Raw genomic sequence first — 14,647 nt, 5'->3', positions numbered from 1 at the left:
GGTTTGCGACGAGTGCGTTACGGATGCGCGGCTTCACAAAACATTACCAGTTGTCAACTGCTCAAATTTTGTAGCGAGACGCGCCTTAGATGTCAACAGGTGAATAATTGCTTTTCGTCACGTGCGAGGCAGTCTTCGCTTAATTGCAGGAAATCTGCAGCAAGTAAAGTATCAATTATAATACAAAAAGTCGCGGGACTCGCCGGCTCAGCTTTTGGCAGGTCAAGCAAAATTGCTATTATAGAAATCTGATAAATATTCAGGATATTGCACCAGGAATACACCGCTATCTGAACATCAATTTCAGGACTCACACGACAGAACTGTAAACAGGATTTCTTTCACCTGATTTTCCATACCAGATCTGAACTTGAAAATCCGGAAATCACAAAAGCCTCATTGTTCGTACTTGTCGAACATTCAGAGATTTCTAACCATACTAAATGCTGTTAACATGAGACAGCTGTTTCTTATCATCCTCGCTGTTACTGTACTCACCTGCAGGAAAACAGACAAGTACAACCCTTACAACCGCGCTACGCCATTGCCGTATGTCGATGCAAAAGTGATTGCATCGATCCAGGGGATTGTCGTCGATGAGAACGGGCGACCGTTGGAAAATGCGTACGTACATGCAGGAGCAAAATTTATGGCGACCAATGCTTCCGGGAATTTTTTCTTTGATCATGTGCAGACCGGTAAAAATGCCTCATGGGTTTCGGCTGAGCATGAGGGTTATTTCAAAGGTATCAGGACGTTTATGGCGACGGACGATGGGGTGTATTTTGTAAAAATCCAATTGATACCGCAGACTGTACGGGGTCGGTTTCAAACATCATCGGGCGGTGGTGCCAATATCGGGAACGGAAGTGAAATACAAATTGCTTCCGGAAACCTTTTGTACAAATACTCTGAAGTTGTTTATACCGGAGAAGTAACTGTGACTGGTGCCTATATCGATCCCACCGATCCGAAAATCTCATCGATCATGCCGGGTAATCTCATGGGGCTGGATAGTATCAACAACCTGCAGCAGCTGAAAACTTATGGCATGATGGCGATTGAATTGAAGAGTTCAACAGGAGAGACCCTTGATCTTCCCCCTGGAAAAACAGCAACAGTTAAATTTCCGGTGCCACCATCCATGATTGCTGATGCACCTGCAACGATACCGCTATGGAATTTTGATGATACCACCGGATTGTGGAGAAAAGAAGGTTTTGCAACAAAAGAAGGAAATATGTATGTCGGCAAAGTTGCGCATTTTAGTTTCTGGAACGCTGACGTTCCAGGAGATTTTGTGACACTTACGATGAAGTTAACTAACGGTAAAGGATACGCTCTTCCATTTTACCTGGTTAAACTGGCAGACATTCAGACCGGTGCATTTTCTTTTGGTACAACGGACTCCAGTGGTACCGTCAGTGGTGCTGTGCCACTGAATGCAATATTAAAATTGGATGTTTATAATTTTTGCGGGCAAATTGCCTATAGTCAGCAGATCGGGCCGTTGACAAGGAATACTGATCTTGGAAACATGATGTTGAACATCACTGGTCGCAATCCGATAAAAATCAGTGGCGCAGTAAAAAACTGTTCGGGAGCAAAGGTGAATAATGGCTTTGCAGATATTTTTATTGACGGAATTTATTACCGGTCAAAAGTTTCAGATGGAAATTTTTCCATCGTTATCAATCGGTGTACTCCTGGAAATGTAAATGCGGAAATTACAGCAACAGATCTTGATGCTGGTCAGCGTGCAAATACTTTCACTGCTGAAGTGGGAACCAGTGATCTGTCTCTCGGAAATTTACTGGCGTGCGGTGTGACGTTGGGACAATACGTAAACTTTACGATCAGCGACACCATTTTTACCGGTTTTTCAGATACGGTGGATTCCATCTCGTCTTACCTGTATCCAGGTTTTGGCGGAGGAATATCGGCTTTTCGAAAAAATCAGCCGCGCATCCGAATGTCATCACAGTTAACTCCAAATACTATTCCCGGCAGCAATTATGTTCATGACGTTTACATCAACAATGGCCTATACAACCTGGTAGGAACCGATGGCAGCGTTTATCTCGAAGAAACGGGCGGCAGAAACGAATATTTTTTGGGTGCCATTTCGATCAATATGGGTGATAGTGGTACGTCTTCCGCAAGGTATAAAGTCAGGGTGAATTTTTTGGTGAAGAGATATTGAAGGACGAATGAGTAAGCAGGAAGAAGTAGTGAGTAGGAGCTTCGAGGCAGGAGCCTGCCTGCCGGCCGGCATGTATGGAGGCAGGAACATTAGTTTTTAGTTTATTGCAGCAAACATCCATTTTAAAAATATCTGGTTTGTATGATATCATTCTTTTGTTTGTGCAATGATTTTACAGCATTCGCTGCGTATCACGCATCTAAAATGCACCTGACTATTAAATAAAATGTTGCTGTTGGCAGTGACACTTGCTTTAAGCATTGTCTCAAGGTTAGTTAATTTAGAGCACGTCAGAGGTGAGTCTCCGCTGAATTGCAGGGATCTTATAGTTTGTTAGAAATAGTATAGTCAAAAGTCCGCAGGTTGCCATCATTATAAAAAAAAATCGCAGGCCTGCTGCGATTTTTAGTTCATCATACCAGGTGTTTATTATCTCGAAAATCTTATTCTACTCAGAATATTCTGTGCGACTTTAAATCCCTGCTGTTCACTTTTATCAAGGGTAGCCTGATAATGCAGTCCTCCGTAAAGTCTACTGGTAGAAATATCCTTCATCAGTTGTGTGAAACCGGTATAACTCCTTGTTGGATAATTCAGGTAATCATATGTGTGCAACGTGAACCTGATTTCTTCGCCATAAATGAGATGCAACATCCCCAGTGCAGCACCACCTGTTGTGGAATGTCCTGATGGAAATTCAGGGTGATTAGGTGTTGGAATATAAGTTACGTATGCAGGATCAATATGAGCTTGTATATAAGTCACCGGACGTATCAGGTTGAAAATATACTTATTGGTAAATAGCACATTAGTCGCATCATATTGTGCAATTCCTACTTTCGCATAAGTGAGTGCAGCCTGATCCAGTTTGGGGTTCGTCTGCTCCAGTATCTGCGCCATCAAAGCAACATAAGTGCCGCCGGGTGCATAACCGGGCACATCTTTGAAATAATCCACCAACGCTTTCTGATCATTGGTCAGATTTTTTGAGTTGACATAGACATCATTCACCATGTTCCAGAAATCAGAGCCAACCCTGGTTGAAAATGGAGGGGGTGGCACCAGCTCAGTTCCGTCGTCACTTCCACGCACAAGATCTCTTCGTTGGAAAGTGTATGGCCCGGCAGGAGGAGTTGATGCTGTCGGAACCCATAGTCCATCTCCGGTAGGTGGAACGTAAGGCGGGTTTACATTTGCAGAACCGTCTGTAGCGGCCCATTCAAAAACTCTTTTTGCCACTTCTTTTCCGAATGCAACAGAACGCTGTAATGTAGAAGGACCAGCTTCATCGGCAAAATCGGCCAGCCATTTATTTTCGAGATCGTTGATAGCCGTTTTGTTTGCATCAGCCGTTGATGGAAACAGTTTGCGGTTGATATCAGCAAGTGCCGCATTGGCAGCAGCGCCCCAATGATAGGCTCTCCCTTTTTCGGGATAAGGCATTTCCGGGAAATCGGTCAGCTGACCAACAAGGCTGCGATAAGAAGGCATTCCCGGTACTACTGATTCATACAGAGCAATACCACAATATGCCTGGCAGCGGTCATTGGCCTGGCCCGCAGTTCCGGTGGGGAGCGGAATTTTTTGCATCTGAAGTTGTAAATTGATCCAGTCAACAACAACTGCTGATGAAAAAGTTTTTGTTTGTTGCAAATGGCCGTGATCATCTTTTGGTGGCCAGTATTTCGGATCAAGCGTCCCATCTTTCTGACAGGAATATAATATGCATGCAAAAATTACTGCTACCGTAATTAACGGAGTGATCTTTTTCATATACTCAATTTTTATAGTGACAATCGAACATTTTCATACGATCCGATTTTACCTGCACTGACGTTGATGGCGATGGATGTCTTTTAGGGAGAGAGAGTTTTATTCGACTTCAGCTAACTGCATGACTATTCAGTTGCCGATCTGTAAGCAGACAGGGCATACAATTCGCCATCATTTCCTTAAGAATAGGGTTCAAAATGTTTATCACAAGGCGATTAAATCAAACGCTAAGGGCGTTTTTTGCTAAAGTCTTAAACCGGAGAATCGATAGGGCATGACCCGATAAGTGAATAGCAGAAAAGAACTATTTCTAAATTAGAAAGAATAATCCGATAGTATACCGTTTTTCTTTTGCAATCTTTACTAAAATGAAATTACTATACCACGTTAGTGGTACTGTGAAATCTCACTTAGTAATTGTCATGGCCTGTGTATTTTAACTTTTGACCATAATAGAACGTTCTATAATGTGTGTTGCCGGATGTGCAATGACTAAAATATTTTCTTATGAAGTTTATGAATCTGGTAATAGGAAATGCTTACCAACAGGTATCAGGTCAGAAATGATTTTTTTTCACAACTGCACTGACATTCCGGAAACACAAAAACGTGAAAGTTTAATCTGATTTTTTTTATTGGTTTTGATTGAGTTAACGGGGGATATGAAACAGATTTATCGCTTTTTTATTCTTTCGGTTGTTTTTTCGATTTTAAAAGATAGGGTCTGGATTGCGGCTCTCCAATCGCACAAACCCATTATTCCGATAGTGAAAGTAAAAGCTTTGTATAGAAAATGCAGTGAAGTAAATCAGCCTGCCGGGGTTGCAGAATTCCGGTCTGGTTCAAATTTCGGTTATGCCACATAGGTAGTTTATTTTTTCTTTGATGGTACTTGGAACAATAAAGTCATTTGCACAAAGTAAGGCCGGATTGCGGATTTGAAGAAGAATGGTGAGTCGGTGAAAGTTTACCAGACAGTAACAACAAACCGCCCTTCTGGGCTTCTCTTCGGCGGGCAGGCAAGCATACAGCCGGGGATTTCGCAAAGGAGCCGCCAGGGAATGCTTTCATCATATCGATTGAAAGCTCTTTGTATTTCCTTTGCGGGAAATATACCTGGCTTTTTCTGTTTCCTGTTCCTGATTATTTCCTATGTGTGTTGACTTTTCATTTTGTGATTGTAAAAGTTGACTGAACCTTCCGCCATTAATCTACCGCCTGATACCTTAAAACGTACCCCCAACTCCCGATTTTTAAATACATTTATCCCTGATTTATATCGGATGAGAGAAAATATTCAACAGATCATAGAATCAAGGCAGATAGCTGCGGTCATATTCGACCTGGATGGTACGCTTGTCGACAACAATGCCTTTCATCTTAAATCATGGATGAAATACATTTCCGATCTCGGGATTGTAATTACTGAAGAAGAGTACAATGCAAATATCAATGGTCGCACCAATCACGATGCGGCGGAATATATTTACAAAAGAAGTTTAACAAAGGAAGAAGGTGCGACTTTTGCGCTTGAGAAGGAAGCCGTGTACCGCGAGATGTATGCGCCGCATATCGCGCCGGTGCCTGGATTGATGGAACTTCTGGAGAAATTAAAGCAACTCGAAATACCGATGGCGATTGCTACATCCGGAATTCAGCCCAATATTGATTTTCTGTTTGAGCATATTCCGATCAAAAAATATTTCAGCGTCATTGTCAACTCGGCTCATATTATAAAGGGCAAACCTGATCCAGAAATTTATTTAAAAGCGTCTGCATTACTTGATGTAAGACCGTACAATTGTCTTGTTTTTGAAGATGCTGTTGTTGGAATAAAATCGGCAAAAGCTGCCGGGATGGAGGTCATTGCTTTGTCGACCACTCATCCGAAGGAGGAGCTTTTTCTCGCGGACAGGATAATTGCTGATTACAGGGAGTTGTGACTCATCCCCGGCCCTTTCTCGCTGCGCGAAAGAGGGGAGAAGTTGTTGCGAATTGCTATAGGTTTATTTGTTGGTGTTACGACGGGTGCATTGATACTCTTTGATAATTATAATCGTAGTCGAACACCAACAGATCAGAGTCATCCCCGGCTTCTCTCGCAGCGCGAAAGAGGGGAGAATCTGTTGTGAATTGCTATAGATTTATTTGTTGCTGTTTCGACGGGTGCATTGATACTCTTTGATAATTATAATCGTAGTCGAACACCAACAGATCAGAGTCATCCCCGGCCCTTTCTCGCTGCGCGAAAGTGGGGAGAAGCTGTTGTGAATTGCTATCGGTTTATTTGTTGGTGTTACGACGGGTGCATTGATACTCTTTGATAATTATAATCGTAGTCGAACACCAACAGATCAGAGTCATCCCCGGCCCGCTCTCGCAGCGCGAAAGAGGGGAGAAGCTGTTGTGAATTGCTATAGATTTATTTGTTGGTGTTTCGACGGGTGCATTGATACTCTTTGATAATTATAATCGTAGTCGAACACCACCAGATCAGACTCATCCCCGGCCCTTTCTCGCTGCGCGAAAGAGGGGAGAAGTTGTTGCGAATTGCTATAGGTTTATTTGTTGGTGTTTCGACGGGTGAATTGATACTCTTTGATAATTATAATCGTAGTCGAACACCAACAGATCAGAGTCATCCCCGACCCTTTCTCGCTGCGTGAAAGTGGGGGGCGGACTTGGTTCCGTTGTTGCTGTTTCGACGTGCAAAAGTTAGAATCATACTTTTTAATAAGCCAGGCGAACACCAACAAGATTTCGCTACTGACTCGAATGTTGTTGTTGGTGGGAAATGCTGAAAAGCCGGAATAATCAGAGGGTGTTTCAGTATAAAGTCACCTACGCATTTTATTGAGTGTCTACATGAACCTGTTACCAACTTTACCTGATTTTCGATATCCGGTGTTCCGTTCACCAATACGTGGCCGTTAATAAAAAATGCTCCCGGAAAAGGCAATATTCCGGCTGCTTTTGGGTTTATTAGTGTGCTGAAAATCTGTGATTTAATTAAAACATGATTAGACCGTACCATGAAAAAGTACCTTATCTATCTTTCAATGCTGATACTGATTCTGGGCTGCAGGAAAACAGACCATGATGGTGAACCTGTCCCTCCGCCTGAACCGCCGCCAAATCCCTTTATAGATGTAAAAGTGACTGCATCAGTGCAGGGACGGGTGCTTGATGAAAATGGAAAACCTGTAGAAAATGCGTCTGTGCGTTCAGACCTCTCAACCACCACGACAGATGCGAATGGCATTTTTAATTTAAACAATATTCAGATCGGCAAAACAGCTGGCTCGGTCACTCTGGAGAAAACAGGTTATTTTAAAGGCACCCGCACTTTGATGGTGCAATCGGGAAGTGTGAACTACGTCAATATTGAATTGATTCCGAAGGTCAACAAAGGAAGTTTTACCGCGAGCGCAGGAGGTCTGGTTACAATTGACGGTGGGAGCACTGTAGAGTTCAGTTCCAACAGCATAATCAATACTTCAGGCAATACGGCTTATAACGGAACTGTAAAAGTGAATGCGGCCTGGCTTGATCCAACTTCGAGCGACCTTAATTCCAGGATGCCCGGCAACCTGACGGGTCTTGACTCTGCAAGTCAATTGAAATTGTTGCAGACTTTTGGTATGATTGCCGTCGAGCTGGAAGGAAGTGGCGGAGAAAAGCTGAATATCGCTTCAGGTAAAAAAGCCACCATTAAATTTCCAATCCCTGCTTCACTGTCGGCACAGGCTCCTGAAACTATTCCCCTCTGGTTTTTTAATGACACTACAGGTTTATGGATTGAACAGGGAATGGCTGCCAGGCAGGGAAATTTCTACATTGGGGAAGTGGCTCATTTTAGTTTCTGGAACGTTGACAAACCTGGAGAATTCGTTTCCCTGAAAATGAAACTGACTGATAATGCTGGTCATTCACTGCCCTTTTTTACTGTTCGACTTACAAATACACAAAATAATTCCTCATCGTATGGAGTGACAGATTCAGCGGGTGTAGTCCAGGGACCGGTACCATCAAACTCGCCATTGCGCCGGGAAGTATTAAATTCCTGTGGCGCTGTGATTTCAGAATCGAATATCGGACCTTTCGGCACTGATTCTGATCTTGGTATTGTAGTCTTGACCGTACCTGAAGCGAAGCAGGTAACCATCTCCGGTAGTGCCGTAACATGTTCAGGTAATCTGTTACAGGAAGGTTATACTGATGTTTTCCTGGATGACATGTATTACCGTGCTAAAATCGAAAATGGAAATTTTTCAGTGCTGATCAGTCGTTGCAGCAACTTTAAGGCAACTGCATTAATAACGGTAACGAACACAGAGACGGGCGAAAAAAGCGAACCTTTTAGTTTAGAAGTTGAATCCGGTGAATACCAGTTAGATTATCAGCGGGCTTGTGGCAATACCGCTGATCAGTATATCAACTATACCATTAGTGATACTCTTCAATTCGGCTTTTCGCCTCCGGTAGATTCATTTCTTTCTGGTAGGTATACGGGTGGAGCAACAGTCATAGATGTGAAGCGAAAAGATCAGCCCAGGCCCAATACGTATATTTCATTTACCGGTGAAGCTGCTCCGGGTAAATATCCATTGCATACAGTCAAGGTGAATAATGGAACCTTAAAGCTTGTAATGAAAGATTCGGCCAAAGTGGAAGTTAATCAATACGGAGTGCGGGGCGAATTTATTTCCGGTGGTTTCAATGCGATATTAAGAGATAGTGCCGGTGGACCGAAGACTTATAACGCTAAAGTAATTTTTCGGGTTAAACGAGGCTGATAAGTCCTGAATATATTAAACACCAATCCCCGGTCAAAGCCGGGGATTGTGCATTTCCAGGGAAGAATAGCTGTTTCAAACTTCAGCGATCAGTACTGTACTGCTGATGCCTACTCACATCATTCAGCTATTCTTTTTCACTTCTGTGGTTTTTACACCATCATCCGCTATTTATGGTTACAACAGTAAGTCTGCGTGTTCATCAACAGCCTGCTGTTTATCGCCTGTTAAGCTAAAAACGGCGTAACAATATCCAGCACCGCTTCCATCGTCAATGGTTCATCAAAAGCTTCAGAGGCAGCATTGGCACTGATACCGCTAAAACCAGCGATGTTTATGTTTGCCTGCGTGGTTATTTCTTCTCCATTATACACAGGCTGAACAGCGGCTCCGATTCCTCCGGTATCCTTACCCGTTATCCATGGTTTATTTGTAACACCTGTGTTACGTGCCTGGCGCATCTGGCGAATATGCGATGCATGACGCGCTTCCACCGAATGGATCTGCAATGCAGCAGTAAGTACATCATTGTTGGAAATAAGTTTAGCTGCCTGTCCTTTATAGGCACGCACACCTGTATCCTCGAATGCCTGGGCCACTGCGAGAAATGTATCGTAGTTGGTAAACACATTGGCAAATGCACCACCCGCGGTAAAATCAAAATCAGGTTTGTCGACAGCTGTTCCGTTCAACGCCGCAATCGTTGCTTTGAGTGCAGCTACATGTGCAACTTCGTGATCCCGGATGGTCATGATGGCACCTTGCGCAGGACCAGCAGGGATAAGTCCTGCCGCTGCATAGCCCATCGTATAAAACTCTGACTCGAGGTATTCGAGGGTGAGCGCATAATTCAATACATCAACTATCGATGTGGTTGCCTGTCCATAAGATTTTTTGAACAGACCGCCGAGCGCCAGCGGTACAGCTGTAAGCGCAAGCTTAGCTCCAAGCTTTGCAAAGCCTTTCATCGCAGTCCGGCGTGAATCCATCCTGTCATAAACTTCGGGATCTATTTTTTCAATTTCAGTAATGATATTATTGATATTCATTTTTTCAGATTTTGGGAATTTCGAAAATTTCGGTTATGCTAGGCAGTGGGAAGGTTGCCGCCGTATATTTTTGATGTCAGGAAACCTGAAGCTGCCATCAGCACTTCAGAAGGCGGTAAGGCTTTATCAAGACCATTTGCATCCACAGCGGTATTATCTGCAAAACTGCCGTTGCTGATCAGGTCGCGGATGTAAGCAGCATGGCGTGCTTCAACAGAAACGATTTTCCCGGCGAGGAGAAGATAGTCTTCGGATTGTATCAGTTTACCTGCGCCGTTATAAGCGGCCACACCAAGATCTTCGAAGGTTTTTGCTGCGCCGAGTACCGAACTGCGATCACCGAAATTAATTGAGGAAAAATTCGGTGTAAGCGCAGGAATTGCTGCAGAGCCAAGTGCGGTTTTGAAAAACTCCCGGTGTGCAATTTCATGATCGCGGATATCGGTAAGTAACGCGGTTTCGGACGCGGTTATGCCGCTGAAAGGAGAGGAGATCACCTGGGTGTAGAATGCAGCTTCCAGCTGCTCTAACGCATAGGCATAGTTGAGAATTCCCGGATCGCCGCTGCCCAGGTCGATGGCATCATCTGGTTTGTTATTATTATCATCATCTTTTTTACAGGCTGCAAGAAATGCGGCAGCGGAAGCGCCGAAACCGAGTTGCACAAGGAAATTCCGGCGATGCATTGCTTTCGGCATTTCAATAATGCTGGCTTTTTCAGGAGTGATCAATAGTTCAGCGGACTTTTTTTTCATAACTGAATATTTTTTTGTGGAAAATTGTAACCGTGCAGTTCAGTTTCTTTTCGTGCACATGTCTTCAGTTACGAAAGCCGTTTTGAAATAGTTTCAGCAGCACGGTATTAATTCAGAAAAATATTTCGAAAGTATTTCTGTGCGGAGATTTATACGCGTTGTGGTGATTAATAGCGCACCGAGTACATAGAAAAACAACATTTAAAATCATACCAGATATAACGTACACGCACAATGCTAAAATAGGGAAGCCACCCTGGAAAAGGCGGCCTCCTTTCTGATTCTGCTCTTGAAAGCTTTAACGTTATTATATACGGAGGGAATTTGTGTATGGTTTTCTTCAGGTAAAAGTTAAAAAGGAAAAAAGATCAGCCAGGCCATAGTAAGTAGCAGCAGGCGCCAGGAACAACCGAATACAAGGCACCAGTAAGGAGGCAGAAAGCAAAAGGGAACAACCAGGAAATGGTGAGTATGCAGCAGCAAGCAGGACCAGCCGGCACTTGCGGGTTGGACCAGTGCAACAGAGGGAAAGAAAGAGTGAATTAACTTTGTGAACTTTGTGCCTTCCCGGTGCAGATTTTTTGCACCAAAAAAAACAAAAGGCACACAGATCAATAAAAAAAATCTGTAAAATTTTAGTGTAGAGTATAGGGCTGGCGAAAGATGAATGAACACTAAAATCGTTCTGAAAACCTGCCTATCGGACAGGCAGGCGGTAGCCAGGCTGAAAACCGACAACCAACAACTGCCTTTGCCTTCTGCCTATCCTCCCACTTTCCCAATCACCATCAACTGACTCAGATCCGGCGTAGGACTGCCGCCGGTATTTTCAAGCGTAATTGCAAACTGTTGTGCTGCAGGAATATTTTTCAATTTGCAGATGGTGGCGCAATCGCCAATCATCCCGGCATCGATCGGTTTGCCATCAAGTAATGCCCAGAGCTGGTACTGTTTGCCTGATGGCGGAGGAGGAAGTTTATTGCCGGCGATATACACATCTTTGGTATCCTGTTTCCAGAAGACGATAGCGGAATTGCCGCCCTTCCCTGGAATGCCGGTGCCGCTGAGATCAACTTTTATCATCGATGTATCAGCAAGCATCCGGAAATCGTTTTCCATTTCGCGCATACGGGTATCATACACATCTTTTTGTACATACATCGAACTACGCTCTGCGATGAGATCAGCATTTTCTTTGGCAACAGAACGATACTTCGAGATGTAATAAACATTCAATGCCGCACTTCCGAGTAAAAGCACAATTGCTGCAGCTGCCACTTTTCTTAAAAAAGAATAACGATTAACAACAGCATCTTTCATCTCTACCACAGGTGCAACTGCAGCCTGTTGTTCCTTCGGACTATTCAGCAGCAATTCAGAAAATATTTTCGCCTTAACATCAGGAGGTACAGGAACAGCATTCGCAGCAGCACTGTTTTCCAGTGAAAGCTCGAAATCAGTAATGGCCTGCTGGATCTCGGGGTGTTGCAGCCGGAGCTTTTGCAGCTCCGCTACTTCCGCCGGATCAGCCAGTCCGAGAACATAGCTTTCGATCACGCCACTTTGTATGTATTCCTTTATATCCACTTTACATTTTAATCATTGTTCCCAATTCAGCAATGGCTTTTCTCAACCTCGTTTTCACAGTACCGATAGGAATGCCTAGTTTTCTTGAAATTTCATCCTGGGTATGACCTTCAAAATAGGAAAGTTCCACCAACACCCTATACTCCTCGCGAAGCGAGTGTACGATTTTTCTTAGTCCGATGGTATCTGTATTGGGTGATGCTGTAACTCCGCCTGTGATCAGATCTTCCGTAAGTTCATTGTTTCTTTTATTGTTCTTCCAGCTCTTGCTGCGCATGGTATCGATCGCAGTATTTCTTGCAATAGTCAGCATCCAGGTGAAAAGGCGGCCTTTTGAATCATCATAGGCACTGATCTGTTTCCAGATTTTTACAAACACTTCCTGGAGAACATCCGGCGCAGACTCCACATCCGGCAGAATAGCTACAATCGCTCCGTATAATGAAGCTGAGTAATTATCATAGAGATAACTGAATGCGGTCTGGTCATGCTGCTTCAGCATAATGATCAATTGCTCTTCGCTATATCTCTCGATCGCTTTCAATAAACAAATTTATAGAATCAGGTATCTACAAATACGTATTTGCATACCCGATGGTTCTGTAACCAGGCAATTTTTTTTAAGGAGGCTCTGAAGCTGGTTTACACCATATTATCAAATTGCAGACCACCTTGCTGATTTTTTCTTCCGGTGGTTTTCACGCGTGCCTGCCAGGTGTACACGGTTCCGTCGGCTGCGCGTGTTCTGCGTATCACCTGACTGACATGTATACCTGAAAGCGGGATCTCTTCCTCGCGGATATCGTAGCGTTTATTGCCCGCTTCTTTGTTTTTCAGGATCTGGGTACGCGGTCTGATCCGACTCGCCCCATAGTCCCTGCTGAATCGCGGCATGGCACTTCTCCGGAAAACAATTTCCGCCGAACCCGGGTCTGGCCTTATTGGAATAAACGGTATCCAGTTGGGTGGAACCGTATTTGCGATTTCATAGCGGTAATTGCTTTTCACATCTGCCGGTGGAGGATTATCGGGAGCGGGACCTTCAATACCCGAAAGAAAAAGTTCCAGCGATCTGGCAGCATCATCTGCATCAAGACTTTCACCTGTACCATCCTGGATGGTTTCCTCTATTGCCCATACCAGGTTGCCCATTTCATCGCGGAAGAAAAACACATCTTCATTTTTTAATGACTCGATGGTGTGTTCTGCAAGGACCGGCAAATATAATGAACCCATCATCTGCGAAGAATGCGATGAATCATTTCCAAAAAGCTCCCAGAAGTTATTTTGTTTTACCCCCGGAACAGAAGTTTGCACACCAAAAACATCTGTAATATCAAGCGCTTTTATTTTCGTAATACTTCCTGCGATTGTAGTCAATGGAATGAGCAACCAGTCGTTGCTGAAAATGAGACCGAATTCTGCGAGCAGCAACATCCCAAAATCAGTATTGTCTGTTTTTATATTACTGAAATCAATACTTGTGTCTTCAAAAGCCCACCAGCGCGGTGATGGCATTCCCGGGAAGCTTACTGGTGTCGGGATATAGTTATGCCGTTCAATTGCACGTGCAGGGCTGGTTACATGATCATGCATCTTTTCCTGCCATGAATAATTACTCATCATCTGTCCGTGATATTCGGGCATCTGCACGTAAGGCTGACTGTTATCATCCTGCGTAACGATCATTTCTGCGCTGTATTCCAGACGCGAAGCATCCCAGGCAGATAATGTTTTCGGCGTCGGAATTCCTACCAGTTTTTCTACCCAGGCCGTCCAGGCAACACCCAATTCATCAAGTTTCGGATCCGTTGCGCCGGCAATGACCGATGCTTTTTTCTTTTTCAATGCCTCATACAAAAGAAAACCATCGATCATCCTGCCATTACCGGTGGCAGCTAACCAGGAAGAAAAGTTTTCATTAGAAGATGAAGTCAGTACTTCATTATCGGGCTGATAAATATTAGACGGAGTAGCAAATTGCAAGGCTGGCAATGCCAGAAATTTTTTCCAGATGGTTGTTTTTGCAGCTGACGCCAGCATCGACTTCCATTTCTTTGCAGCCTCGATCCGGATATGCAGCGTAAACAACATCGGCACCGTTTCGATGGTTGTATTCATCGGAACATCCAATGCGGGTTTGAGTTTTGTGCTGCCATTATTTATCCCATATATGCTGTCAGGATAAAATGAAATGGAATCAACAGCTGCAAACGCAGCCGTGCCGGCGTCTTCCGCTCTGAACTCACCCACCTGCCATTGGCGGCCAATCATCCACAGCGGGTCATAAATTTCACAGCGCAAAGCTTCCGCCACATCAGTTATTTCCGCAGATGGTTTGATCTTTTGCCAGAATAATAATGCACTTTCGTCGGCCATGTGATTTAGTTGTTCGTTGTTCGTTGTTCGTTTTTCGTTCGTCGTTGTTTGTTTTTCGTTTATCGATCATCGATTAGACTACCTGTTGTTCTTTCTATTTTCAGA

The 14,647-nt window shown here is 43.9% G+C and carries 12 protein-coding genes; 5 read left to right on the top strand and 7 right to left on the bottom strand.

Annotation, left to right across the window (positions count from 1 at the left end):
* Nucleotides 1-92: 92 nt before the first annotated feature.
* Nucleotides 93-314, bottom strand: a complete 222-nt coding sequence (locus P2W82_RS04125; protein WP_336514573.1) for a hypothetical protein — start codon at nucleotides 312-314, stop codon at nucleotides 93-95.
* A gap of 140 nt (nucleotides 315-454) precedes the next feature.
* On the opposite strand from P2W82_RS04125, the gene P2W82_RS04120 reads away from it, so the two are divergent.
* Nucleotides 455-2,203, top strand: a complete 1,749-nt coding sequence (locus P2W82_RS04120; RefSeq protein ID WP_336514572.1) for a carboxypeptidase-like regulatory domain-containing protein — start codon at nucleotides 455-457, stop codon at nucleotides 2,201-2,203.
* A 429-nt stretch (nucleotides 2,204-2,632) separates the two neighbouring features.
* On the opposite strand, the gene P2W82_RS04115 is transcribed toward P2W82_RS04120, so the two are convergent.
* Nucleotides 2,633-3,976, bottom strand: a complete 1,344-nt coding sequence (locus P2W82_RS04115) for a vanadium-dependent haloperoxidase (RefSeq protein ID WP_336514571.1) — start codon at nucleotides 3,974-3,976, stop codon at nucleotides 2,633-2,635.
* 662 nt (nucleotides 3,977-4,638) lie between these two features.
* On the opposite strand from P2W82_RS04115, the gene P2W82_RS04110 reads away from it, so the two are divergent.
* The 4 genes from P2W82_RS04110 to P2W82_RS04095 all read left to right on the top strand — a co-directional run bounded on the left by P2W82_RS04110 (nucleotide 4,639) and on the right by P2W82_RS04095 (nucleotide 8,772).
* Nucleotides 4,639-4,842: a hypothetical protein gene (locus P2W82_RS04110; RefSeq protein WP_336514570.1), complete on the top strand. Its 204-nt coding sequence runs from the start codon at nucleotides 4,639-4,641 to the stop codon at nucleotides 4,840-4,842.
* 417 nt (nucleotides 4,843-5,259) lie between these two features.
* Nucleotides 5,260-5,919 (top strand): HAD family hydrolase, encoded by a 660-nt coding sequence (locus P2W82_RS04105; RefSeq protein ID WP_336514569.1) that lies wholly within the window; start codon nucleotides 5,260-5,262, stop codon nucleotides 5,917-5,919.
* 516 nt (nucleotides 5,920-6,435) lie between these two features.
* On the top strand, nucleotides 6,436-6,642 hold the full coding sequence (locus tag P2W82_RS04100) for a hypothetical protein (protein ID WP_336514568.1): 207 nt from the start codon (nucleotides 6,436-6,438) through the stop codon (nucleotides 6,640-6,642).
* Between the two features lie 366 nt (nucleotides 6,643-7,008).
* Entirely contained in the window at nucleotides 7,009-8,772 is a 1,764-nt protein-coding gene (locus tag P2W82_RS04095) for a carboxypeptidase-like regulatory domain-containing protein (RefSeq protein ID WP_336514567.1), read from the top strand.
* 227 nt (nucleotides 8,773-8,999) lie between these two features.
* On the opposite strand, the gene P2W82_RS04090 is transcribed toward P2W82_RS04095, so the two are convergent.
* The 5 genes from P2W82_RS04090 to P2W82_RS04070 all read right to left on the bottom strand — a co-directional run bounded on the left by P2W82_RS04090 (nucleotide 9,000) and on the right by P2W82_RS04070 (nucleotide 14,542).
* Complete coding sequence (locus tag P2W82_RS04090) at nucleotides 9,000-9,821, bottom strand: ferritin-like domain-containing protein (RefSeq protein ID WP_336514566.1); 822 nt, start codon at nucleotides 9,819-9,821, stop codon at nucleotides 9,000-9,002.
* A 38-nt stretch (nucleotides 9,822-9,859) separates the two neighbouring features.
* On the bottom strand, nucleotides 9,860-10,576 hold the full coding sequence (locus P2W82_RS04085) for a ferritin-like domain-containing protein (protein ID WP_336514565.1): 717 nt from the start codon (nucleotides 10,574-10,576) through the stop codon (nucleotides 9,860-9,862).
* 762 nt (nucleotides 10,577-11,338) lie between these two features.
* A complete protein-coding gene (locus P2W82_RS04080) occupies nucleotides 11,339-12,163 on the bottom strand; it encodes an anti-sigma factor (protein WP_336514564.1) in 825 nt (274 codons plus the stop codon).
* 1 nt (nucleotide 12,164) lies between these two features.
* On the bottom strand, nucleotides 12,165-12,707 hold the full coding sequence (locus P2W82_RS04075) for an RNA polymerase sigma factor (RefSeq protein WP_336514563.1): 543 nt from the start codon (nucleotides 12,705-12,707) through the stop codon (nucleotides 12,165-12,167).
* A 98-nt stretch (nucleotides 12,708-12,805) separates the two neighbouring features.
* Complete coding sequence (locus P2W82_RS04070) at nucleotides 12,806-14,542, bottom strand: hypothetical protein (RefSeq protein WP_336514562.1); 1,737 nt, start codon at nucleotides 14,540-14,542, stop codon at nucleotides 12,806-12,808.
* Between the last annotated feature and the right edge of the window lie 105 nt (nucleotides 14,543-14,647).

It is taken from the genome of Pollutibacter soli (assembly GCA_029269725.1).
Lineage (GTDB): Bacteria > Bacteroidota > Bacteroidia > Chitinophagales > Chitinophagaceae > Pollutibacter > Pollutibacter soli.
The sequence above is the reverse complement of the archived record's forward strand: the minus strand, read 5'-3'. Positions and strand labels throughout refer to the sequence as shown.